General features: G+C 42.4%; 15 protein-coding genes. 6 read left to right on the top strand and 9 right to left on the bottom strand.

Annotated elements, in window-relative coordinates:
* Positions 1 to 19: 19 nt before the first annotated feature.
* The 3 genes from ACFQ3S_RS03435 to ACFQ3S_RS03425 all read right to left on the bottom strand — a co-directional run bounded on the left by ACFQ3S_RS03435 (position 20) and on the right by ACFQ3S_RS03425 (position 3713).
* A complete protein-coding gene (locus ACFQ3S_RS03435; RefSeq protein ID WP_377161265.1) occupies positions 20 to 2026 on the bottom strand; it encodes a DUF1800 domain-containing protein in 2007 nt (668 codons plus the stop codon).
* Between the two features lie 106 nt (positions 2027 to 2132).
* Complete coding sequence (locus ACFQ3S_RS03430; protein WP_377161263.1) at positions 2133 to 2564, bottom strand: VOC family protein; 432 nt, start codon at positions 2562 to 2564, stop codon at positions 2133 to 2135.
* Between the two features lie 9 nt (positions 2565 to 2573).
* On the bottom strand, positions 2574 to 3713 hold the full coding sequence (locus tag ACFQ3S_RS03425; RefSeq protein ID WP_377161261.1) for an acyltransferase family protein: 1140 nt from the start codon (positions 3711 to 3713) through the stop codon (positions 2574 to 2576).
* Between the two features lie 198 nt (positions 3714 to 3911).
* Between ACFQ3S_RS03425 and ACFQ3S_RS03420 the strand changes: the two genes are divergently transcribed.
* Positions 3912 to 6071: an LruC domain-containing protein gene (locus tag ACFQ3S_RS03420; protein WP_377161259.1), complete on the top strand. Its 2160-nt coding sequence runs from the start codon at positions 3912 to 3914 to the stop codon at positions 6069 to 6071.
* Between the two features lie 314 nt (positions 6072 to 6385).
* Here the strand turns inward: ACFQ3S_RS03420 and ACFQ3S_RS03415 are convergent, their stop codons facing one another.
* On the bottom strand, positions 6386 to 7153 hold the full coding sequence (locus ACFQ3S_RS03415) for a slipin family protein (RefSeq protein ID WP_377161257.1): 768 nt from the start codon (positions 7151 to 7153) through the stop codon (positions 6386 to 6388).
* 297 nt (positions 7154 to 7450) lie between these two features.
* On the bottom strand, positions 7451 to 7873 hold the full coding sequence (locus tag ACFQ3S_RS03410; RefSeq protein ID WP_377161255.1) for a very short patch repair endonuclease: 423 nt from the start codon (positions 7871 to 7873) through the stop codon (positions 7451 to 7453).
* Positions 7874 to 7948: 75 nt separating this feature from the next.
* Here ACFQ3S_RS03410 and ACFQ3S_RS03405 point away from each other — a divergent pair, with 75 nt between their 5' ends.
* Entirely contained in the window at positions 7949 to 9403 is a 1455-nt protein-coding gene (locus ACFQ3S_RS03405) for an ATP-binding protein (protein WP_377161253.1), read from the top strand.
* A 1-nt stretch (position 9404) separates the two neighbouring features.
* Positions 9405 to 10409 carry an O-methyltransferase gene (locus ACFQ3S_RS03400; RefSeq protein ID WP_377161251.1) on the top strand — a complete coding sequence of 335 codons (1005 nt, stop codon included), beginning with the start codon at positions 9405 to 9407 and terminating at the stop codon, positions 10407 to 10409.
* Here the strand turns inward: ACFQ3S_RS03400 and ACFQ3S_RS03395 are convergent.
* Both ACFQ3S_RS03395 and dnaE read right to left on the bottom strand, forming a co-directional pair.
* Positions 10399 to 11523, bottom strand: coding sequence for a DNA cytosine methyltransferase (locus tag ACFQ3S_RS03395; protein ID WP_377161249.1), 1125 nt, complete (start codon positions 11521 to 11523; stop codon positions 10399 to 10401). The two genes, ACFQ3S_RS03400 and ACFQ3S_RS03395, sit on opposite strands and share 11 nt — an antisense overlap.
* A gap of 152 nt (positions 11524 to 11675) precedes the next feature.
* The gene (gene dnaE / locus ACFQ3S_RS03390; RefSeq protein ID WP_377161247.1) at positions 11676 to 15260 is read right to left on the bottom strand and encodes a DNA polymerase III subunit alpha; all 3585 of its coding nucleotides are present in this window, start codon (positions 15258 to 15260) and stop codon (positions 11676 to 11678) included.
* A 292-nt stretch (positions 15261 to 15552) separates the two neighbouring features.
* Here dnaE and ACFQ3S_RS03385 point away from each other — a divergent pair, with 292 nt between their 5' ends.
* From ACFQ3S_RS03385 to ACFQ3S_RS03375, 3 genes are all read left to right on the top strand, one after another.
* Positions 15553 to 20724, top strand: coding sequence for a translocation/assembly module TamB domain-containing protein (locus ACFQ3S_RS03385; RefSeq protein ID WP_377161245.1), 5172 nt, complete (start codon positions 15553 to 15555; stop codon positions 20722 to 20724).
* Between the two features lie 4 nt (positions 20725 to 20728).
* Positions 20729 to 22990, top strand: a complete 2262-nt coding sequence (gene tamL, locus ACFQ3S_RS03380; RefSeq protein ID WP_377161243.1) for a translocation and assembly module lipoprotein TamL — start codon at positions 20729 to 20731, stop codon at positions 22988 to 22990.
* A gap of 172 nt (positions 22991 to 23162) precedes the next feature.
* Positions 23163 to 23612 (top strand): retropepsin-like aspartic protease, encoded by a 450-nt coding sequence (locus ACFQ3S_RS03375; protein ID WP_377161241.1) that lies wholly within the window; start codon positions 23163 to 23165, stop codon positions 23610 to 23612.
* Between the two features lie 97 nt (positions 23613 to 23709).
* On the opposite strand, the gene ACFQ3S_RS03370 is transcribed toward ACFQ3S_RS03375, so the two are convergent.
* A complete protein-coding gene (locus tag ACFQ3S_RS03370; protein WP_377161239.1) occupies positions 23710 to 25611 on the bottom strand; it encodes a DUF294 nucleotidyltransferase-like domain-containing protein in 1902 nt (633 codons plus the stop codon).
* Positions 25608 to 26312: a 3'-5' exonuclease gene (locus ACFQ3S_RS03365; RefSeq protein WP_377161237.1), complete on the bottom strand. Its 705-nt coding sequence runs from the start codon at positions 26310 to 26312 to the stop codon at positions 25608 to 25610. The genes ACFQ3S_RS03370 and ACFQ3S_RS03365 overlap by 4 nt, the downstream gene beginning before the upstream one ends.
* Between the last annotated feature and the right edge of the window lie 147 nt (positions 26313 to 26459).

Here is a 26459-nt window from a genome sequence, read left to right as displayed (position 1 = left end):
TGTAGGGAAGGATTGAACTTTAACGACGTTGAAACTCGGGGGAACCAATAATAACACCCACCACTTGCGACAGCATACTGTTATTACCGTTTACTGTTTGCATAGCCATATAAGCATTTTTGCCTTTTACTTTTTGTCCTTTTACTTTGGTAGCAGGTTCAGCATCACCCATCATCATGGGGTCGTCGGGCAGCATGGCCGAATTGCCAGTAGCGGGCTTAGCCTGGCTGCTGGCGGCTTCTACCTTATTCATTAATAAGGGGTCGATAAGCATGGGCGTAAGGCGTTTAATGGTTTCATTCAAATCGCGTTCGGGCATAATCAGCCTACTGTAAGTAACCAATGCTGCCTGCGCGCTTTCAGGTTCATGATGATTATTAAGTGCGGCTAAGTCTATTTTTACACCGGGGATACGGCCCGATGCCAGTGCCAGCCCAAAGTTCATGCGGTTAAGCAAGGCTCCGGTATTAATCCAGTATTGTCCCTTATCGGGGAAACCGGTAGGTGCCTGGTAATAATATTTTTTTTCGCCCATTTTATTAACCCAACTATATAATTGATAGGGTTGAGTAATTTGGGCATGTAAACTACGCACAGCATTAATAGCCAGTTCAAAAGGTGATTTGGTTTTCTCGCGAACTGATGCGGCACTCCAAAACTCAGGAGCTGCCACCATAGTTAACAGCACTTCTTTAATATTGCCATCCTTTTCGTTAAAGGTTTTGGTCATTTTATCGAGCAGGGTTTGCGGTGGGTTATCACTCACAAAACGTACGGCAAGTTTGCGGGTTATAAATTTAGCGGTAGATTGATGGTGTGCCAGCATGTTCAGCAGGTCAACACCTTCCTGGTAGCCGCCGTTAGGGCCAAAACGTTTGTTCATTACAGTCTTTTCGCCACTATCGTGCCGGTTAGGGGTAAACAAAAAATCGCCATCGTGTACGTAGCCTTGTTTCTCCATTTTGTCTTTGCCTATACGGTCAATAAGTTTACGCATGCCGCCACCGTAGGTATCATCTCCCATGGGGTACAATGTCCAGCCGGTAAGTACGCGTGCGGCTTGGGTTACATCCTGCTGGGTATAGCCTCCATCAACACCTAAAGTATGCAGTTCCATTACTTCGCGTGCATAATTTTCGTTTAAACCTTGTGCTTTTTTAGCGGGTAGCTTAGGGCGTTTCACGGTACCACCCATCATGGCGGTATCGGCCATCATATTGTTGTTTTGCATGCGCGCCGCTAAACGGCGTTTTACCATAGCATTAACTGGTTTAGCCTGGTTTTGACCCGCATTGCTGCCTACGCTCGAAAAATTATCCAGGTAAATCAGCATAGCGGGTGCTTTGGCGGTAGATAGCAGCAGGTTGCCGAACTTGCCCAATACATTAGGGCGTATTACATCGCGTTCATAGGCGGGTATAAACACAGCGCACTGGTTTTTAGTTATGGATACGTTAAAATGGTTGAACCAGAAATCGGTCATCACCTCCTGTAACTGGTTTTGACTATAGGCGGCACGAAGCACCTTTTGGTTAATGAACTGGCGAAAAAGTTCCTGCTCGGGGGCCATGCCCTTTTGCTGCATATAAGTGAGCAGCACATTGCGGTATCCTTTTTTATCGGTTTTTACCGAATCTTTATTTATCGCGCCATCGCGGATAGCCATTTTGGTTAACTGGCCCGGGCGTGGATATTTAGTAGCCATTTGCGCATTGGTGAGCGTAACGGCATCAAACTTACTAATCAAATTTTGGAGGGAATCATCGGGTTGTTTGGCTTCCAGTTGTTGCTCCACCCATTTTTCGAGGCCAATTTTCATCACTTCATCAACCTGGCCTGGTGTAGCACCATAAGTAAACCGGCTGAGTATATGGGCAGCAGCCTGCCGCTCAGTTAAGCCTGCTAATTTATAGGGGAACCTAACAGTGGCATTGTAGGCGCCTGGCGTGGTGTAAAAAGCCGAAAGCCCCATTATTGCCAGCACAAATGCAGCTGCATAGCATAACTGTATAACTCTACTTTTCATAAGCATTGGTTTATTGAATTGGTTTGACACGCAAAGTGGCCTGTGGTTTAACCACTTACTCAAATTTACATTAAAAATTAATTAACGAGTATATAATATCACTCGTTTATATTGCAAATAGCTGTTTTATATCTTTAAAAGCTTTAAACTCCAGGGCGTTGCCCGATGGATCGAGAAGGAACATAGTGGCCTGCTCGCCGGGCTGACCTGCAAAGCGTATGCCCGGCTCCATTAAAAATTTTACACCGAGGCCATGTAACCTGGCTTTTAAACCGTGCCATAAATCCCAGGTTAACACCACGCCATAATGCGGAACAGGCACATCATGTCCGTCAACTATAGGGGTGTAATAGCCGGTATCAACCCCGGCTGGTTTGGGTTTAAGATGAATAACAAACTGGTGCCCGTAAAGATCGAAGTCGGTCCAATAGTCGGAACTACGCCCTTCGGCACAGCCCAGTACTTCGCGGTAAAACTTTCGGGCTTCCTCCAAATTGTACACCGGTACAGCCACGTGGAAAGGGGTTAATGTATTCATACATTTATATCAGCCAATAGACTTAATTAACTTTTTGCCATAATTTATACAAGGCTGTTCAATAAAGCGGTACGTTAGATATGATAGGGGCACCACAATAACCAGGGTAAGTAAAATGCAACACACGAGTGCAACACCGCTATTGCCGGCGTAGTCATAAATTTTAATATAGGTTTTATTTAATCTCATTACAATTTGCGGGTGATTGAGATATAAGGAATAGCTTAACAAACCAAAAAACACAGTTACTTTGTTAACTATGAGTTTAACAGGAATTTTTGAGAGACCTAAAAACAAAATGGTATAATTAATGGCTGTAAAATATAACCCTGTTCCTGATGGCAGGTAAGGTGCAATAACATAAGGCAATAAAAAAAACAGTATTGCCCCGGTACTAAGCAGTATCAGGTGAATTTTTAGTGAAACATCCTTGTTTTTTATAACATCTACATAAATAAAGTAACAAACCATGCCTAATGCAAAAACAGGTAACTGATGAAAAAAGCTCAGATTTATTTTATAGCTGTCGCTTTGTAATATACCTGCACCAATCAAGTGTTTTATAAACTGGGTGTGCGACCATGCAATGATGAGCGTTAAGGCCAGAAACATAAGAGCGCCCCTGATTGATTTTACATAATGGAAGACCAAAGGAAAAATAAGGTAAAATATCATTTCAATTCCTAATGTCCAGCTTGCAGCAACTAAACCTTCTTGGTGACCAGGTACAAAGTTATAGCCGAACACGGCGTACAGTAATAAAATAAATTTATGAGCAAATAAACCCCTAAACCCCATACTGATATACAGCATTAATAGGAACCAGGCATAATATAATGGCAATATCCTGAAGATACGCCTCATGTAGAACTTTAGGAGATACCTGTTTTCTTTTTGCTGGAACTGCAAAGTATAACACAGCGTAAAAGCACTGATCACAAAAAATAAGGTAACCCCCGATCCCCCGTTCATAACCAATGGCTTTATCCACCCGGGTATGGCAAGCTTGGTTTGAGGTACTAAAACCGCATGAAATATAACTACATACAGTGCTGCCAGCCCTCTCAGGCTATCAATAAAGTCTAATCTTTCCGAAACAGGTTTGTTTGTTATTAAAGATGGTTGTGCAGAGGCTAAGGGTTGGGTCATACTTATGGTAATAAACTTTATAAATATACAACATGTTTAAATAGGGAGCCTGCTTACGGTAGAAATCCTCTGCAATTAATTAATGGTTATTAAAGTTATCGCTTTTCATACTTAACAGGTGCATACGCTGCACTTCATTGGCTTAAATGGGGAATAGTTGCCACACTTATTTGCTGTAAAAAAAAATTTTACCTGTTAATGCACATTGGAATAACCTTTGCCTATTGCCTGTCGTACAACGAAAATATGAACATGAAACACCTTTTTACGTTAGCCCTTATGGCGGGCGTTATTTCATTCTCTGCCTGTAAAAAAGATTCTGCACAAAACCAGGGAGAAACAACCGCCCCTACTGCCGGTAATAAAATTGCACCCGATGGTTTTAACTTCAGCACTACCAAAAACGTAGCCCTTAATGTTACGCTGCGTTCATCAAATAACGATCCTTTAACGGGTGTGGTGGTAAGCGTGTACTTACCAGGCACCGATGAACCTGTATTTAAAGGCATTACCAGTACAGACGGTTTATTGCAAGGCACGGTTACCGTACCAACTTCAATTAATAAATTAATTATAGACCCTGCTTATGTGGGTTTAATACGCAACGCACAGGCGTTAATTACTACCGCAAACAGTATTACCGCTACTATTGGTGGTAAAGATGGTTTCAGTGGCGATATTGTTGCCGAAGAAGTAGCTGTATCAACCCCTGCAGGTACCCTGTCGTATTCAACTAAAGGTACATTTGGTGCTTCGGGCCCTGCTATTGTTTACCCAACCGGTTACAGTGGTTCGTCGAACGCTATTTTAAATACATCGGCCTATCCATTTAAATTAGGAAGACCTGTTTACCTGGAAACTACGCCCGATAATATCGACGCATCGTTGCTTTCATTTGTAAATGCTTCGCTGCCCGAAAGCAAACCCCTCACTACTACCCACCCCGAGTATTTAAATACCAGCACCGTACCTAACCTTAACGTTACGGCAACATCCGATGTTTGGATCACTTTCGTATCGGAAGGCGCGGGCTTTATGAACAGCCTGGCTTATTACACTTATAAAACCGGCGACGCGCCAACCAGCGTATCGGATGTGGCTGATGCTACCCTGATCTTCCCAAATGCTTCGGCCCTGGGCGCGGGAGGCGGTTTAAAATCGGGAGATAAGGTTAATATAGGCCGTTTTAATGCCGGCACCTCCATTGGTTTTGTTTTAATTCAAAACGCGTGGAACGGCAGCGGTGTACTAACCGGTAATACCAAGTTTTACTCCGATCAAAGGTTAAACCCCGAATCTGTAACATCGAAGAAAAAGCATACGATATTGCTGTACGATGATATACATAAACTGTTTTTGTTAGGCTTTGAAGATATTGACAGGGAAGGTAGTTCGGACCAGGACTTTAACGACCTGGTGATTTATGCTTCGGCAAACCCTATTACCGCCATATCCAACAACGGGGTACCTCCTATTGATAAAGGCGGCGACAGCGATGGTGACGGTGTAAAAGATGATCAGGATGCTTTCCCTACCGATGGTACTAAAGCTTATGTAACTTATTACCCATCGCAAACCGGTTATGCCAGCATTGCCTTTGAAGATAACTGGCCTAAAAAAGGTGATTTTGACCTGAACGATTTAGTAGTGAAATACCGTTATACCTTTATTAACAACGCCCAGAACCAGGTGGTAGAAATGAAAGGCGAATATATCCCGTTGGCCTCAGGTGCATCATTTAAGAACGGTTTCGCGGTACAATTACCCGTTAGCGCTTCGGCTGTAAGTTCGGTTACCGGCCAGCAAGCCATCAGCAACTACATTGTTAAAGCAAGCAACGGTGTGGAAGCCGGTCAGGCTAAGGCGGTAATTGTTCCATTTGATAACCATGAGGCTTTGCTCAGAAACCCTGACGGTGCTTTTTTCATTAATACCCTAATGACCAAAGACAAAGTTACCGGCAATACGGCTACCGTTAACGTAACTTTCGCTTCTCCTATACCAGTTGCAAACTTACAGGTAAGCGCGTTCAACCCGTTCCTCATTAGCAACCTGCGCCGCGGTTACGAAATTCACCTGCCGGGTTTTGCCCCAACCGATAAGGCCGATAAAACCCTGTTTGGTACCGATGATGATACTTCGGTAGCAGCCAGCGGTAAATACTACTTATCAAAAGAGAACTACCCTTGGGCTATTAGCTTTACCGGCACTTACAATTACCCCATTGAATTGCAGCCGGTAACCAGCGCTTACCCACGCTTTGCAGAATGGGCTACATCGGGCGGTACCTTGTTCCCGGATTGGTACAGCAGCCTGCTCTCGGGTTTCAGAGATAACTCCAAGATCTACTCGAAGTAATTTCGATTAACTAAACATATTAACTTCAACGGGACTCCTTTTCAGAAAGCCCCGTTTTTTGTTGTATAACAACATTAAACATACTAAAGTATGCCAGCATTGTAGTGCATGTTAGTGATGAGTGTTCACAGCTAAAATATTATCCTTTGCTCAATAAAGTTCAAAAACTTCATTCTTGAACTTTTAAAGCTGCGTTGTTGTTTGATTTGCAAATGACAACTAACTTACACACCCTATTAAACGCTTATCTACAAGGGTGGCCTTGCGGTAATAGAGGGAGGTCTTCGACAAGCTAATACTGATAGCAAAACCTCTTATTCCTCTGCTTTTTTAGTCGCAACCAGTTCGGTTAAACTGCGGGCTGCGTTGGTAAAATCAGACGGGATCATGACGATGGTGGTGGTATTGTTATCGATACCGATTTCGGAAAGCATTTGCATGCGTCTTAGTTCGAGGGCTACCGGGCTGCCTTCCATAATTTTGGCTCCCTGTGTAAGCTTGATGGAAGCTTCTAATTCGGCTTCGGCTTTTACGATACGGGCACGTTTTTCACGGATGGCTTCAGCTTCGCGCGCCATCGCGCGTTGCATGGCTTCAGGTATTTCCACATCCTTCATTTCCACCATTTCAATTTTTATACCCCAGGGCACGGTAGCGGCATCCACTATCTTTTGCAACGTAGCGTTGATCTGCTCCCGTTCGCGCAGCACCTCATCTAACGAGTGCTGACCGATGATGTTACGCAGTGCAGTTACCGAAAACTGGTAAACCGCCTTATTGTAATCGGCCACCTTAATAATGGCATCCTCGGGGTTGGTAATTTTGAACCAAAGCACGGCGTTCACCTTAATGGTCACGCTATCCTTGGTGATGGTTTCCTGCTGCTCCAGGTCTACCGTTTTGGTGCGGATATCCACCAGTTGCTGCTTTTCTATAAACGGAATCAACCAGTACAAACCCGGACCTTTAATGGCCTGAAATCGGCCCAGCCTAAACACCACCGCCCGCTGATACTCCTGCGCAATGCGAAAACCCGACAAAATTACGACGACGATAAAGCCAATTATTGGTAAAATATACATGTGGATGCTATTATTTTAGAGGTATAAGAATGAGCCAATGTACGAAAGTTATCAGCCAATTATTTTATATTATGATATAGGTGAATGCATAGGAGTTGCGCTTAAGATATGGTTTACCACAAGGCAGAATTTTTCGATAACAAGAGGATTAAGTCGCAATAGTCTGAAGACTATCTGCATAGCCGTCCGAAGTTGGAGACATTCGGACAGCGCATTGTATTAACACTACGGACAGCGGGGGCACTTTAATGTACTAAAGGCATGGTAGTACGTGGTAAAAATTGTGCACAACGCATTTTATGTTTTGATCAATGAGTGGTGGATAGTATTGATCGTGTTTTCAATATTCCTGCTTTTTAATTCACATTCAAAAACACTTATAACCTTCCATCCAATCTTTTTTAATTCTTCAATTTTTTTAACATCCCTTTCCCTATTGTTACTTATCTTATTTTGCCAAAATTCAGTGCGAGATTTAGGCATAGAAACACCTCTCCTACATTCTGTATGTCCGTGCCAGAAACAACCATTTACAAATATTACGGTCTTGTACTTTTTTAATACAATGTCAGGCGTGCCGGGCAATCTTTTGTCATGCAATCGAAACCGAAATCCTAATCTATGCAAGACTTTTCTAACACGCAGTTCAGGTTTCGTATTCTTGCCTTTAATGCTGCTCATTATTTCGCTACGGCGAATCGATGAAAAAATATCTGCCATAATTTTCTTGAAAATAGTTTTTAATTGAAAAACTGAATATATTGCCGACACATATTAAATCTAAACAACTAAACCATGTCACAGTTTGTCGACGATAATGGAACAGCTATACCTGATAACAAAGTTACAGCACTACCAACAAAAAGATTTTTCATGTCTATGTTGTCGCGAGACATAGCGCTAAATGATGCAATTATGGATTTGCTCGATAATTGTATAGACGGAATACACCGACAAAATCCCAATCAGGTAGAAAATTCTAAAGAAAAATACAAAGGCTATTTTGGGAAAATCACTTTAGATAAAGACGGTTTTACTCTTACCGACAACTGCGGCGGCATACCTTTAAAAACTGCAAAAGAATATGCCTTTAAAATGGGGCGGTCTGACAAATACAAAGACGATGATGGACTTGAAACTATCGGCATGTATGGTATCGGAATGAAACGTGCCATTTTTAAGATGGGCATGAAGGCTGAAATTTACTCTTATACTAAACAAGATGCATTTAAGGTTACCGTCCCCGAAAATTGGGAGTCATCAGATGACTGGTATTTTGATTTCGAAACGCTTACAAAGAACAGTATTAAAGCAAAATTACCAACGCCGGGAACGACAATTCATGTTACTGCACTAAATGAAAATATAAAAACTCAATTCAGTGATGAGGTAGGATATATTACGGATTTAAGAATTGATCTTGAAAAGCATTATGGCTATATCATAAAACAAGGCTTCCAACTCACAGTTAATGAAACACCTATTAAAGCACTGGATATTAATATTTTAACATCCGAACGTCGTAGTAAGGGGTCTATATCACCTTACTTTTATTCTGACCAAATAGGCGGTGTTAAAGTTGACGTAATTGTAGGATTTTACCGAGGACCTGCAACCAATTCAGAAATGGATCAAGATTTAGAAGGAAATCTACCAAAACGAGAGTCTGAAAAGGCAGGAATTACTGTGCTTTGTAATGACCGCATTGTTTTATATGCTGACAGGACGTTCCTGACTGGATGGGGCGAGTTTGGAATGCCCAAATACCATACACAATTTATATCAATCGCCGGCGTTGCACATTTTAGAGCCAAAAATTCACTCGAATTGCCTGTAACTACCACCAAGCGAGGACTTGACACAAGTTCACCAGTATATGCAGAAGTAAAGAATAGGATTAAAGAGGGTATTAAATATTTTACCGATTTCACTAATAAATGGAAATCAGAAAGTGAAGAAAGAACTGCATTATTTTCAGACCTTAAACCTATAGCTGCTCTTTCATTGGGTCACGGGCAATCTGAGTTAATATCAGCTACAGACAAAAAAAGGAATGATGAGGGAATTTACCAATTACCGGATTTACCAAAGCCGGTTTCGATTGTTAATAACGATATTCGTTCAATTACTTTCAAAAGACACAAAGACCAAATAGCCGCAGTTCGTGATACATTTATTGCAAATCCGAATGTAACTCCCGGCGATGTGGGTGCTTGGTGTTTCGATGAACTTTATAAACAGACTATTTAAAATGGGTGCAGGTGCGACAATTCCTTATCATTTACGCCCCCACAAGGCGATTGAGAGAAATATATTTATTAAAACGCTAAAAATGCTCGAAAGATGGCCAAATATCAACTTGACAGACTATCGTTATGTTGGATTCGGAGCTGCATTTTTGGAGGATTTCAAAATAATGCATTCCGAATTTGGAATCACAAACATGGATAGCATTGAAATGGACAAGTGCGCTTTTACAAGACAAGTTTTTAATAAACCTTATCAATTTGTTGATTTGTTTCCAGTTTCATCCTCTGATTACATCAAAAGCGGTGATTTTAAAAGTGATAAGAATCAAATTATTTGGTTAGACTACGCGGACCGCGGATATGAATATCAGCTACAAGATTTAGAAGCATTGGGTTCGAAAGTTGACGAATTGGACGTGATTAAAATTACTTTCAATTGCCAAAGTGACCGTTTTACGAACTATAATCAAGTATATAATAAATTTACTACAAATGAAACTCTAAAAACATATGCTCCTCCTAATTTGCAAAGGAGTGATTTATCACAAGATTTCGCTTCGGTATTAAGAGTGATGGCAATACGAGCTTTACAAAGAGGCATTTCTAATGGGCGGAAGCAATTGATTTATACTAATATTACAGCTTTCGAATATGCAGATGGTGCCATGATGACTACAATGACTGGGATTATTACTAAAGCAAATGAGTTTGATGATATCTTGGAACTAAGCGGATTGGACAATTTTCCATTTCTAAGCTTGCAAGAAGTTACCACATGGAAAACAAAAAGTTATTCGATTCAGGTACCAGTTATGACGGTTCCCGAAAGAATTGAAGTAGATAAAAAATTAACTGTTTTCGATAGCAAGACAATTGCAAGTGGACTTCAATTTAAATACGGCAGTGAAGAAGACAATGGGGAAAACAATGCGCATCATGAGCATTTAATAGATGGGTATGTTAAATTTTACAGTTACTTGCCTTATTATTCAAGGGTTACAATTTAAGTGTTTCCCTAATTACACTAAGTACTTTTTCAGCGGCAATCGGACATACACTGTTTCCTATTTGCCTAAAGCTATGCCATTTTGTTTCATGAAATTGAAACCAATCTGGAAAACCTTGTAATCTTGCTGCTTCTCTTGGAGTGATAACCCTTGCTTCAGTAGGATGTATCGGCCTAACTGCTTGGAAGCTACCTTTGTTCGATCCAGTGCCTGCTCTCAACGTAGGGCAATATCCGTCCGGTTTGAGTTTGACGGATTTAGAAATCGGGTCTTGTTGCCCTTGCTCTAAATTCGCATACCGCAAAGCTACTTCTTTAGAGTGCTTTGTTCCAAAGCTGCCGGACACTTTATATTGGTTAAGATAGGTTGATATAGCTTGGTCATCACCTATGTTGTCTATTACTCTATTTAACGTTTGTATATAAGCATTATTTTGAGAAACATCTATCTCCCTCCAACTTGATAAATAGTCGTCCCAATTATCTGAAATTTCCACTGGCAACCCTGCTATGGCGGTATTCACAAAATTGGATGTATCTAACTTTGCTCCAATGATTGCATCTTTTATAAGTTCGCTACCCTTTATATCTTTTCGTACACCGATAAAAAATACCCGTGTACGTATAGTAGCTGCACCGTAGTCAGAGGCTTTAATTTTTAGAGGTTCAAGAACATCATAGAAACCTTCGACAATGCTGAATGCTGTTTTTCTAATGTCATCGTATTGCGTATTAAGAATACCGGGCACATTTTCGGCTAAATAAAATGCAGGCATCGTTTCAATAACCAATCTAAAAAAATCAACAAAGAGGTTATTTCTTTCATCTAAAAGATTTCTTTTACCCATGGTACTAAAACCTTGACACGGTGGGCCACCCACTAATCCGGCTAACGAAGATGATTTTAAATGACTTAAACGGAATAGATCTTTACCGGTTAGTTTTGAAACATCCGCGTGGATATGATGTGTTTTTGGAAAGTTTTTAGCGTGAGAGTCGATAATTCTTTTCTCAAATTCAACCGCACCCGCGACTTGAAAGTTTGCTTTAGTTGCCCCTAAGGATAAACCTCCGACCCCGGCGTATAAATCGATAATTTGTGGTTGATTGGGCATTCAAGAAAAATAATGCCAAAGGTAACATTATGATCTGTTTAGAAGTTAACAATCAGAAATTAGTAATTCACATTACTTAGAGATAATAGAATCCGTAAGTAATTGATACGATTCCAATATTCATCTGCGTAAGTAATCTATTCAATATCATCCTACTTTAACACCGGTTGCACATTGGTCAACCCATAAATCCCCTGTATCAGATCATCACTTGGGTTTACTTTGCAGGTTTTGGAGGGCAGGTCTATAAACAGGGTATCTTCGCTGTCTTTAATCATAAAGCGTAATTCGCAGTTCTTTAGCGGGTACTTTTGATTGTTTAGTTCCACCATATCGTGCAGGCTTTGTACCATTTGGTCGTTTAGCGCATGCAGGTGCATACACACCGTTAATGATGAAGTCAGTTTATCCCGCATTTCCGAGAGCAGGTTAATGGCGCTCAGGCGCAAATCCCAGTTATCTTTCTGCCGGTATTTTTCTTCAATACTCCCTTTAATCTGGATGAAATAGCCATCGCCCAGCAGGTTGCGGAACTTGATATAATCGTCGCCAAACAAGGCGAACTCGTAGCTGTCGAAGTAATCCTCTATTACAAATGTACCGAAGGGTTTACCCGTTTTGGTCATTTTGTGCTGTATGTTGGCCATTAAACCACCAATGCTCAGCTCGCCCTGCTTACGCAGGTAGGCAAAGCGTTCCATAGTTTCGGGCGGGGCTTCGCCGTTGCGCATGGCTACCAGCACCTTTAAATCCGATACCTTGTTCTGGCAGTATTTTTCCAGTTCCAGTTTGTAATTATCCAAAGGGTGACCGGTTAAATAGATGCCGATCACATCTTTTTCATACTTAAGCTTCTCTATCAGCGGCCATTCTTCGCATTCGGGCATGGCAGGTTCGGGTATATAAGCCTCCACCGTACCACCAAATAACGACGACTGCGAACTGCTCCTGGTGTTCTGGTAATCGTTACTGTATTTAATTAAACGTTCCACGCCGGTTAGCAAGCCGTTTTCGGTCTTGGCAAAAAAGCAGGCCCGGTTCAAGCCAAAACTATCGAAGCCCCCGCTATAAACCAGGTTTTCGTACGATTTTTTGTTGACGTTACGCACGTTACTACGCTGCGCAAAATCAAATATGGATTTATATGGCCCGTTAAGGTTGCGCTCGTCTATAATACTTTCAATAGCCTTATCGCCCACGCCTTTCACCCCGGTTAGGCCAAAGCGTACATCGCCCGCCTTGTTCACGGCAAAGGCCATGTCCGATTCATTTACATCAGGTCCCAGCACGTTAATACCCATGCGGCGGGTTTCTTCCATAAAGAAAGAGATCTTTTCGATGTTGTTTTGGTTGTTTAATACCGCGGCCATATACTCGGGCGGGTAATGCGCCTTTAAGTAAGCCGTTTGGTAAGCCACAAAGGCGTAACAGGTAGAGTGCGATTTATTGAACGCGTACTGGGCAAAGGCTTTCCAGTCGTTCCAAACCTTGGTCAGCTTATCTTTAGGGTGGCCTTTGGCAGCCGCCCCATCCATAAACTGCGATTCCATTTTGTTGAGGACCTCAATTTGCTTTTTACCCATGGCCTTTCGCAAAACGTCGGCATCGCCTTTACTAAAGCCGGCCAGCTTTTGCGATAAAAGCATCACCTGCTCCTGGTACACAGTAATACCATAAGTTTCGCCCAGGTACTCTTCCATATCGGCCAAATCAAACGATACCGGCTCTAAACCATGCTTACGCTTAATAAAGCTGGGGATGTACTCAATTGGGCCCGGGCGGTACAGGGCGTTCATGGCAATCAAATCCTCAAACCTATCGGGTTTCAGGTCGCGCAGGTACATTTGCATGCCGTCACTTTCAAACTGGAAAGTACCATTGGTATCGCCGCGCTGGTAAAGCTCGTAAGTTTGCTGATCGTCGAGCGGTATGTAATCTATGTCAATATCTACCCCATGATTTTGCTTGATCAGCCGCAGGGCATCCTTAATAATGGTGAGGGTTTTTAAGCCCAAAAAGTCCATCTTAATTACACCTGCATCCTCAATTACCCGGCCGTCGTACTGGGTCACCAACAGGTCCGAGTCCTTAGCCGTAGCCACCGGGACAATATTGGTGAGATCGTCGGGCGCAATGATGATACCCGCCGCGTGTACACCCGTGTTACGTACCGATCCTTCCAGCTTTTCGGCCTCGCGGAGTACAACGCCTTTTAAATCTTTCGATTTGTAGATCTCTTTCAGTTCGGGCACCTGCTCAATGGCTTGTTTAAGGTTGATGCCTAAGGTTTCGGGCACCAGCTTTTTCAGGGCATTTACGTCGGCCAGCGGCATATCCAGTACCCGGCCCACATCCTGAATACTGGTACGCGCAGCCATGGAACCGTAGGTAATAATTTGCGCTACCTGGTTTTTGCCGTATTTATCCACCACGTAGTCGATCACCTTTTGGCGGCCCGCGTCGTCAAAATCCGTATCAATATCGGGCATCGACTTACGGTCGGGGTTCAAAAAACGCTCGAACAGGAGGTTATACTTAATAGGATCGATATTGGTGATGCCCGTACAATAGGCCACTACCGAACCCGCCGCCGAACCACGGCCCGGCCCAATGAACACACCCATGTTACGGCCCTCCTTAATAAAGTCGGCCACAATGAGGAAGTACCCGGCAAAACCCATGGTTTTAATGGTAAACAGCTCAAAGTTGATGCGCTCTTCTACCTCGGGCGTAAAGTCTATATAGCGTTCGCGCGCGCCGGTCATGGTGAGGTGCTTTAAATACTCCCACTGGTTCAACACATCCGACTCGGCACCCTGGTGTATTTTAAATTCGGGCGGGATTGGAAAGTTAGGCAGCATGATGTCGCGTTTCAGCTTCAGCACGTCTACCTTATCTACAATTTCGTTGGTATTATCTAACGATTCGGGGATGTCGTGAAACAGCTTAGCCATTTCGGCCTGTGTTTTAAAATAAAACTGGTCGTTAGGAAAACCGAAGCGGTAACCCTTGCCGCCTTCTTCATCGGTTGCAATGGGCGTGCTTTGCATATCGCCGGTATTTACGCACAGCAAAATATCGTGCGCGTTAGCATCCTGCTGATCCACGTAGTGCGAATCGTTAGAGCAAATGATCTTTACATTATGCTTTTTAGAAAGCTTGATGAGCGCGTTGTTAATAATGGTTTGCTCGGGTATATCATGACGTTGTACTTCTATATAATAGTCTTCACCAAAAATATCCAGCCACCATTTAAACTCGGCCTCGGCCTCGTACTCGGTTTTTTTGAGGATAGCCTGGGGCACCGATGCACCGATACAACAGGTGGTGGCAATCAGTCCTTCATGGTATTGCAAAATCAGTTCCTTATCTATACGGGGCCACTTGCTGTACAAGCCTTCCATATACCCCAGGGAACATAGCTTGATCAGGTTTTTATAGCCTTGGGCATTTTTAGCCAGCAATAACTGGTGGTGCCTAACGTCCCTTTTTTCTTTGGTGAATTGCTTTTTGTGCCGGTCTTCCACCACGTAAAACTCGCAGCCTACAATAGGTTTTACATTGTGCTTGGCAGCCTCGGCCACAAACTTAAATACCCCGAACATGTTACCATGATCGGTTATGGCCAGCGCTTTCATGCCATCGGCGGCTGCTTTTTTATAGAGCTTGGATATATCGGCAGCACCGTCGAGTAAGGAAAATTGAGTATGTACGTGTAAATGAGAAAAATCTGGCATAGCTAATCCGTTTCAATCGCAAAAATACGAAAAAGCCCCCCCAGCCCACTAAATGAGGGGCAATATATTATCAACAAATGACATGCTTATTCATCACATTGCACGGCTTGCTTTTAAACCCTTCATATCACTAATTTCCCATCATTATAGTCAAACTATTTATACATTTATCGGTTTTTACACAAACCAGCCCTTCTATTCTACCCCTGGCTTTAGGGGGATGGGAGGGCTAAGGCATAGTGTTTGTACTACTTGCAATGGTATCAATCTTCACCTTTGAAAAATTAATAAATTGGAAAAATTTGGTCGTATAGCTTTAAAAACCATTCTATGGATAATTGGTAGTGTCATTTTTCTGGTGCTGCTTGTATTCGTTTTGATACAAGTGCCAGCCGTACAAAACTTCGCTAAAACAAAAGCTGTAAATTTCTTAGAAGGAAAAATTGGTACCAAAGTAGAAATTGGCCGCATCTCTTTAGCATTACCTAAAATGCTGGTTTTAGAAGACGTGTACTTTGAAGACCAAAAACGCGATACCCTGATAGCCGGCGATAAACTAAAGGTAGACATCAGCATGATGAAGCTACTAAAAAGCCAGGTGGAAATTAACGAGATCAACCTGCAAGGTATTACCGCCAAAATTAGCCGCGGCCCCGATAGCGCTTTCAACTTCGATTACATTATTAAAGCCTTTGCCGGAGAGCAAAAAAAAGAGGTTAAGCCTGAAGACACTACTTCGACCATGAAGTTTTTGTTGGATAAGATCATCCTCGACAAGATCAACATTGCTTATAAGGATGTGACTACCGGTAACGACGTGAAGTTTTTGTTAGGACACTTTGATACCCGTATAAAAACCTTCGACCTGGATAGCATGCGTTTTGCTATTCCAAAGATCAACCTATCGGATGTGAACGCCCGTATTATTCAAACACCTGCCGGTTCGTCAATAGCTCAAACCAATAAGGTTGATACCGCCACTACCCCGCTCAATTTGAAACTGGAACTGGGTACTATCGATTTCTCGAAGATCAAGATAGATTATCGTACCAATGAAATGAAAACCGTTACCAACCTGGGCAAACTGTTGGTAGAAATGGACAAGATAGACCTGAAGAACCAGCGCGTAGGTATTAAAAGCATTACCTTAAACGATACTAAAGCCGGCTTAACGCTGGCCAAACCACAATCGGTAGTGCAGGCTGTAGTTAAAGGCGCAAAAAAGTTAGACACTTTGGTTACAGCACCAAATAGTACTAAGCCCTGGAGGGCTACCATTGGCAAGATCAGCTTTGCCAATAATGATATTAAGTTTGACAACAATGCTCAAGCCCCATTGCGCCGTGGTATTGATTTTGGGCACATGGATATTAAAAACCTAAGTACCGAAATTGAAAACTTGTCATACAGCCCCGATACCATTACCGGTAAGGTAGAGCAATTTACTTTTACCGATAAAAGCGGTTTTAACTTAAAGCAGTTTCGCACCTCATTTATGTATGGCGCTAAAAGCGCTTACCTGAAAGACTTGTATGTAGAAACGCCGCAAACTGTATTGCAACGCAATGTAGAAGTTACTTATCCATCCATAGAAAGCCTGACCAAAGATATTGGCAAGTTAGGCATTAATGCCAATTTAGATGGTAGCCGTTTAGGCTTAAAAGATGTATTACTCCTGATGCCAACCATGGCCAGTATGGAACCCTTCAAGAGCACACCTAACGCCGTGTTCAAAATTAACGGTAATGTGAGCGGACGCGTGAACGATCTGCGTATTCCTAATTTAGAGATAACTGGTTTATCAAACACACACATTAAAACTTCGGCAGTTTTACGTGGAATGCCCGATGTTAACAAGGCTTACTTTGATGTAAACCTTACTGACTTTACCACCAGCCGCCGCGATATTATGCGCCTGGCCCCACGTGGTACCATCCCTCCTACGGTGAGCATACCTGAATTTATGAGCCTGAGAGGTAAGTTGAAAGGCAGCATGAAGGACTTAACTACCCAAATGAACCTGCGTTCGAGCTATGGCAGTGCCGATGTGGCCGCCAATGTAAAGAACGCTATGGATATGAAGCGCATAGCTTACGATGCCAGGGTTAAACTGAATAACCTGAACGCGGGTGCCTTAGCTAAAATGCCGCAAATGGTTGGCCGTTTAACACTGACAGCAAATGCTAAAGGTATAGGTGCCGATCCAAAACACTTAAATGTGCAGTTTGCCGCCAATGTGATAAGCGCCCAAATAAAGGGATATACCTACCGCAACCTGGTGGCTAAAGGCAGCGCCCGTAACGGCGCTTATGTGGCCAACGCCCGCATGAAGGATCCTAACATTAACTTTAGTTTGGATGCCAAGGCCAACATGAATAAAAAGTATCCGTCGGTTAATGCTACGATGATGATTGATAGCATTAACTTACAAAAGCTAAATTTTGTAAAGGATGATATGCGCTTTCATGGTAAGCTGATAGCCGACCTGCCAACCGCCGATGCTGACTATTTAAACGGCAGCGTATTATTAACCGATATGTTGCTGGTTAATAAAGGCCAGCGTATAGCACTCGATACCGTGAGCATGGTATCTACAGCCAATGCCGATAGCAGTACTTTACGATTGACGACACCGTTTTTAACCGCGCATTTAGGTGGTAAATATAAGCTGACCCAAATAGGTACGGCTTTGCAAGATAACATTAACAAGTACTTTAATACCGCATTAGCTGCCGCACCGGCTACACAAGCAAAAGCGGTAAAATCGATACCATACTCGCCGCAACAGTTTAATTTTGATATGCGCCTGGTAAAAACCAAGCTGTTAGATGAGTTTGCACCCGACCTTAAACAGCTTGACCCGGTGCTGATCAATGGCCGTTTCAATAGCCAAACCGGCGAACTTTTAGTGAATGGCAGCATGCCGAAGATCATTTACGGCACCAACGTAATAGACAACGGTAAGATCAATATTAACACTAATAACAAATCCTTAAACTATGGCATTACGTTCGACCAAATACAAGTAGGTAGCAGCTTAAAACTGTTGTATCCAAGCCTAAGTGGTAACGCCCAAAACGATAAGCTTAATTTAAGCCTACAGATTCGTGACGCGGCAAAAAAAGAACGCTATCGTATAGCCGGGGTATTTAATATATTGCCGGGTGCCTACCAATTTAGCTTTTTGCAAAATGGGTTGCTGTTAGATTATGCCGAATGGGCCGTTAATCCAAATAACTCATTCCAATACGGCAGCAAAGGTATTTTAGCACGCGATTTTGCTTTAACCAATAACAACCAGGTATTAAGTATCAATAGCAATCCGGCGCAGCCTAATGCTCCGCTTACTGTTCAGTTTAACAACTTTCATATAGAAACGCTTACCCGCATGGCGCAGCAGGATTCACTTTTAGTTGGCGGTACCATTAACGGAAACGCGGTGGTAAGTAACCTGCAAACGTCACCGGTTTTTTTGGCAGATATGAACATCGGAGATTTTAACTTTAAAGGCGATACGCTGGGAAATATTGCTGTTAAGGTAAACAACCAAACTGCCAATGCCTACGCGGCCAATGTGAGCATCACCGGAAAGGGTAACCAAGTTACCTTGGGTGGTATGTATTATACCGATACCCCCGAAGGACGAATGGACATGGACCTCAATATTGTTAACCTGAGCATGAAAAGTATTGAAGGCTTTAGCTTCGGCAGCATCCGCAGGGCCACGGGTAATATTACGGGCGGACTAAAAATTACAGGTAATACAGCAGCACCGGTTGTAAGGGGAGATATAAACTTTAATCAGGTAGGTTTTAATGTATCTATGCTCAATTCTTACTTTACCATGCCTAAAGAAAGTATCACCTTTAATAACGAAGGGGTACGCTTTAACGATTTTACCATGATCGACTCTACGGGTAACAAGGCCATTATTTCGGGAGCTGTTTACACTAAAACCTATACCGATTTCCGTTTTGGATTGGATATAAACGCTACTAATTTCCGCGCGGTAAACTCTACCAAGGCCGATAATAAATTATTTTATGGTAAGCTTTACATTGATACCCGTGTTAAGATCCGCGGCGATATGAACAAGCCGGTTGTGGATGCTAATTTAACCGTAGATGATAACACCGACATGACCTTTGTGCTGCCCACCACCGATCCGGGTGTGGAAGATCGTAAAGGCGTGGTCGAATTTATTAGCAAAGACCCTAATATGGATTCCATGTTTGTAGCAAAACAGCTGGATTCATTGCGCAAATCGGAGTTAACTGGTTTAGATGTAAATGCCACCATCGTAGTTCATAAAAATGCCAACTTTAATATTGTGATAGATGAGCGCAACGGCGACGTGGTACATATTAAGGGTGAAGCGCAATTAAATGCAGGTATAGACCCAAGCGGCAAAATTAACCTAACAGGAACTTATACCGTTAACCAGGGTTCGTACCAATTATCATACGGGCCGGTGAGCCGTTTATTTACCTTTAAGCAAGGCAGCACCATTGTATGGAACGGTGATCCTACCAATGCCAACGTTGACCTTACAGCAATTTATGTAGCCAACGTTCCTCCTATCGATCTGGTACAAGATCAATTAGGCGGTACAGACGGATCAAGTACCATATATAAACAAAAGTTACCTTTCAACGTGAACCTGAACATGAAAGACCAGCTTTTAACGCCTAAAATAAGTTTTGATATTATTTTGCCAGACAGTAACTACGCCATTACTCAAAGTGTAATAGATAATGTGAACAACCGTTTAGCTCAAATAAGGCGCGATCCTAACGAGATGAACAAACAGGTATTAGGCGTGTTGGTACTGGGTCACTTTATTGGCGATAATCCTTTAGAAAGCCAGGGCGGTAGCGCTGGTGTAGAAGGTGCCGTACGTAACAGTGTGAGCAGCTTATTATCAAACCAGTTGAATAAATTGGCCGGCGACTTTATTGGTGGGGTAGATCTGAACTTCGACCTGCAATCGGGTCAGGATTATTCGAGTGGTACAGAGCAAAACCGGACGGATTTGAATGTGGGATTATCCAAACGTTTCCTGAACGACCGCCTTACCGTAACAGTGGGCAACAACTTTCAACTGGAAGGTAAACAGCAGCCGGGCCAGCGTTCGAGCACTATAGCGGGTAACGTTTCGGTAAACTATCGCTTAACTAAAGATGGCCGTTATGCCTTGCGCGCATATCGCCGCGACCAGTATATTGTAATACAAGGGCAGGTGATAGAAACCGGTGTTGGCTTCTCTGTTAATGTAGATTACAACCGCTTTAAAGAGATATTTTCTAAAAATAACCGGGAAGAAAAAGCCCTGATACGCCAGCGTAAACGCGAAGACAAAGCCAAAAAAGAAGCGCAGGATGAAAAAGAAAAACAACAGGAACTGCAACAACCTGCTGATGAACCGAAGAAAACTACTACAGACAGCGCGTCTACAATAAACTAAACCGATGACCAAAAATTTAGCCTATTTACTGTTAACCTCAACTTTATTAATTAGTGCCTGTAGTACTACAAAAAATTTACCTGCGGGTCAAAAATTATATACAGGCGCCGAAATAAAATTTACCGATAAGGATATTACCAAAAAAGAACAAAGCTTGTTACAAAGCGACTTGCAAGGACTGTTAAGGCCAAAACCTAATGGCAAAATCGGCCCGTTTCGCGTTAAGCTATGGATCTATGAAAAATTTAAGACCAACAAAACCAAAGGTCTTAAACATTGGTTAATGACCAAAGGCGAGCCACCTGTTTTAATTAGCGCGATAGACCTTGTTCAAAACAGCACTATCTTACAGAACCGTTTACAAAACCGCAGTTATTTTCAGGCGCAGGTAACAGGTGATACCGTAGGTAAAGAAAAGGTGGCAAAAGCGGTCTTCACCGTATCGGCAGGCCCGTCTTACCATTACCGCAACATCATATTCCCAACCGGTACCGATCCGTTAGACACCGCCATAGCGGCAACCGCCTCCGAAACCATTCTAAAAAAAGGAGAGCAGTATAACCTTGACGCTATAAAGGCCGAACGTTTACGTATTGATGCCCGTTTAAAAGAGAAAGGCTTTTATTATTTTGCCCCCGAAAATTTAATTTTCAGCGCGTTTGATACTACCATTGCAGGCCACCAGATAGATGCCTACATGCGTGTAAAAAACGATGTAAATAACAGGGCCCGTAAAGTTTATAGTATCAATAAAATATATGTGTACCCCAATTATTCGTTAAGGGATACCGCGTTAAAGCTTGATTCGGCTTTGCAATACCGCTGGTATAATGTAATAGACCGCCGCCGCCGTACCGTAAAACCGTTTGTATTCAAAAACACCATTTTGCTGCACCCGGGTGAAGTTTATAACCGTACCGATCATAACAATTCGCTGAACCGTTTTGTGGAATTAGGCCCGTTTAAGTTCGTAAAAAACCGCTTTGAGGATGTATCTACCGATTCGGCTAAGCTTAACGTATTTTATTTTTTAACACAATACCCACGCAAATCATTATCATTAGATGCGTTGGTACGTACTACATCGGCTAACTACAATGGTACACAGATTAACATTAACTGGCGCAACCGTAACGCCTTTAAAGGTGCCGAAAACCTCACCGTAACGCTGTTTGGCAGTACCGACGGACAAATATCCGGGCAATTTGGCGCTGGTGGCGCACTATCGCAGGTGGGTATTCAAACTACGCTATCGTGGCCGAGATTTATTAGTCCGTTTAATTTTAAGGCTGACAATGCTTATATACCACGTACTAATTTGTCAGTAGGATATTCTATCATCAACCGTAGCGGGCTGTATAATCTGAGTTCATTTAACGGTTCTTTTGGTTATCAATGGAAGCAAAGCACGCACAAGAGTCATGAGCTTAACTTATTAAACGTTACTATTGTCAAGCCAGCTAATGTAGACACCGCTTATACCAATAATATACTGGTAACCCGTAATCCAACACTGCAACATGTTATCGATCCCCAGTTTACTTTCGGCCCGAGTTACGGTTACACCTATACCAACACTACCGAAACTTACCGTACTAACACCATATATTATAATAGCCGTTTAAGTACATCAGGATTTCTGACAGGTTTACTAACCGGAGCCGATACGTTAGGAGGCAACCCTAAAAAGGTTTTAGGAACAAATTTCAACCAGTACATTAAACTGGAAAATGAAATACGATATTACCATAAGTTAGGTGCAAAAAGCACTGTTGCGGCGCGTTTAATTGCCAGTGCAGGGCTACCTTTCGGTAACTCTACGATATTACCTTACAGTCAGCAATTTTTTATTGGAGGCGCAAATAGTTTAAGAGGATTTAGAGCCCGCTCTATTGGTCCAGGTTCGGTTGATCCTTCACAATATATTACCCCGAACACGGGTTTCATTGCTGACCAGTCTGGCGATATAAAACTCGAAGCCAGCATCGAATACCGTCCTCACCTATTCAGCATAGTTTATGGTGCTTTGTTTGCAGATGCAGGTAATGTATGGAATGCTAAGCCCCATCAGGCAGGTGGTACATTTGGTGGTAAGTTTTTAAGCCAGATAGCTGCTGACGTTGGCTTTGGTTTACGTTTTGATGCCAGTGTCCTGGTGCTCCGCACTGATCTTGGCTTCCCGGTGTTAAAACCTTTTACGCAAAGCAATAGTTTTGTAAACTACGATAAAATGGTGTTTAACCTGGCTATAGGTTATCCTTTTTAGGTGCACATAGCAACACTAAACACAGTTGTTATCTCGAACGGTAGTGAGAGATCTTGTTCAATGCAAAGTAAGCAACTTACTTAGTCTAACAAGATTTCTCGTTATCATTCGAAATGACAGGCTTTATTTAAGTATTGGCATACTCTGACCTTTCCATACCTTTACCCCTGCTATGAAAATTAATATTCCGCTACATATAATTGATATGCAGGGCGATGGTTACCATTTACTGGTGGAGGTAAAAATTGGCCGAACACGCTATAAAGTAGTGTTAGATACCGGTGCCTCTAAAACGGTGTTCGACCAAATGATGCTTACCAAAGCCAGTAATGATATTGTTATAGAGTCCACCGACAGATTATCAGCCGGGTTAGGCACCTTAACTATGGCTTCTTATACCGCCACTCTGCCTGTTTTTAAAATCGGTCGCCTTAGTTTGCTTAACTTTGAAGTAGCGGTATTAGACTTATCAACCATTAACCAGGCCTATGCGCAGCTTAACCACCCCCAAGTATTAGGTGTATTAGGCGGCGATATATTAATGCAGAATAATGCGGTTATTGATTATGGGAAAAGAAAGCTTAAGTTAGAAACAAGAGATAAGAACCAAGAGACAAGATAGAAGCCTACTGTAAACTTTAGCGGTACACTTACAGACCCCATCTTATTTCTTGTCTCTTGCTTCTTGTCTCTTGCTTCTTATCTCTTGTTTCTTTCCTCTACAGGCTATTCGTAAAATCTATTTTAATTTTCGACTGAAAATTACCGATTACTTTAAAGATTTCTTTCAAGGTTACCCGCTCTATTTTGGTGAGATTGGATAAGTCGATATAATTGTCGGGTTCCTTTTTATCGTGTATAATTTGGGTTGCCTGATTTTTCAGGCGCATGCTCATTAAAAAATAATAAGACTGGTATAACTCGTTATATGCCGTTTCTGTAAATACGTCTATCTTGCGCAGAGCCTTCATCCGTTCGCCGGTATTTACTTCAAACACCCGGTTTTTAAGTGCATAAACCCGTACCAGGTCTACTATAGGCGTCATTGCTTTTTTAATATCGAACACTTCCCGGCTGTTTTTGGTAAACGTACGGATATTATTAAAAAATGTTAACGGCGGTTCGTATTGCAAGGCATTGATAGTCATGTTGTAAAACAGCTTATCCATTGGCTTCTGCAGTTCCTCGTTCAGGAAAACTTTAAGCTCATCCATAATAGTGGCATCGCCATAAACAAAGCGGCAATCAAAAAAGGTAGAAAAATGGATCACCGTTTCGGGTAACGATTCGGCCATCCAGCTCACATAGTTGCGTTTCCAGTGCGATAAAGAGTGCGTCCATTTAGGGTTTTGTGCCATAAAGCCACCTGTGCAATAAGCGATACCTATACTATTTAACCTGCCCGAAACCTGTGTAGCAAATTCCAGGAAGTACTCACGCACTTCTTCGCGGTGTTCGTTGGCTTTGTCTTCATAAATAATGGCGTTATCCTGGTCGGTTTTAAAGGTCTGCTCCTTACGGCCTTCGCTGCCTAAAACCATGAACACAAATTTGGCTGGCGGTGTCCCTACCTGTTCAATTACCCCTTCAATCACCTTTTGGGCAATAGTATCGGCAATGGTGGTTACCACTTGGTTGGCAATTTGCGCGTTTACACCCCGCTCCAATAGTTGATTCACAAAGTGCGGAACCGAGTCCCACTTGCGCTTCAATTCGTCATCAGACAAAGCCGATTTAACCGACTGGATAAACACCAGCGGCGATTGCGCCTGCTCGCTCAATAATTTATTACGGCTTAAAAAGCCAATGAACTCGCCCTGCTTTTCTACCAGTAAATACCTGGTTTTGGTACTGAACATCATTAATAGAGCCTCATACACATAAGCCTCTACATTGATACTTACAATGGGGTTATCCATTACAGTATTCACATTATCTGCAGCATTTTTTTGCCGGGCAATTACCTTGTCGCGCAGGGTAATATCGGTAACGTATCCAAAAATGCGCTGTTGTTCATCCGTTACAAACAGGCAGCTCACCTTATGTGCAGCCATTTGGCGCGCGGCTTCGTAAATAGGTGTACTGCCATGGCATTGCACAATAGGCCGGTATTCAATACTCTCTACCTTGCGCGAATACAGTTGGTCTGCTTCGAGGTAGTTTTCTTCCAATGCGGCGGGGCGTTTAAAAAAATGCACAAACTCCTCGTTTTGCATACGTTTACCAAATTCGGTAGTGAAATACAAAAAGAAGTCTTCATATTCTTTACACAACAACCTGAAATGACGACGGTGCAAAAAGTAAATAACGGTACCTTTTTTGGCTATTACCGTGCGCAGCGATTGACGCCTGTTTAGCAACACCGATACCCCGCCGTAACAAAAGCCGGGTTCGTGATGTTCAGTTAAACGTTTATTTTGTACACTATCGTAAAAAAAAGATTCGTATTCGCCTTCTACAATAATATCTACCCCTTTTAACTTGCTTACTTCCTGCTGGTAAATGATCTTGTCTTTATGGTACGTTACCTCTTCCAGTTGCCCGGCCACAACCTGCAGCACCTCAACAGGCAACAGGCTGAATGGATTTATACTTTGCAGATATTTTACACGCTCATTCATAAATGGTATGTTAAAAATATGAGGAGTATGAAAATAGGCAACGGCACAAACAATTCAAAAAATTTAACGGGTGATGTTTTTAAATTCTTGATACCTGCATTTTTCTGCTGTTTCGCTATCACTTTTTCACTGATCTCGCCACGTTTCATCAATTCAAAAAAGCACTGCCCGGCAGCCTCGGCATCGGTAAGGGCATTGTGCTGATTTAGCAGGGGTTTATAAAACAGAAAAGCGTACAGATCGCCCAGTAAAAGGCTTTTGGGCATGGGCGTCCAGATGAGTTGCGTGGTAGCTAACATGGTACAAAATACAGGCAGGTTAAGCAAGGGGTTATCGATACTTGCGCGATAAAAATCGGCACCCAAAATATGGTAATCCAACTGAATAAAATGCCCTATAACCATGGGCTGGTACTGGTTGAGGTCATCGGCTAAAAGCTGCATGATCTGTTTACGAGGCTTGCCATTTACCGCCAGTATCCCAGGATTGATACCATGAATTTCCATGGCTTTGGGCGTTATCACAAAATCCGTGTTCAGGATGAAATGATCTTCCCGCTTTACTTCCCTGCCATCGCGTGTATAAATCAACCAGCTTACCTGTACTGCCGACGGCCAGTTGCCCTCTACCGAATAGGGCTGATGCCAGTTAACCGGTAAGCCCGAAGCTTCGGTATCAATAAAGAGCAGGTAATCGTTCACAGTGTTAGCAGTATTACTTATTGGCAAACTTCTTAAAGCCTGTAATTGGTTAATACGGCTACAGTTTATGGTGCAAAATACTAATTTGAAACAACTATGTATGCTATTAAGTTCTTAATAAACTTATAAAAATATTTGTTAAACTTG

Source organism: Mucilaginibacter terrae (genome assembly GCF_042679325.1).
GTDB lineage: Bacteria > Bacteroidota > Bacteroidia > Sphingobacteriales > Sphingobacteriaceae > Mucilaginibacter > Mucilaginibacter terrae.
Note: the sequence above shows the minus strand (reverse complement) of the source record. Positions and strands in the feature narration are given on the sequence as shown.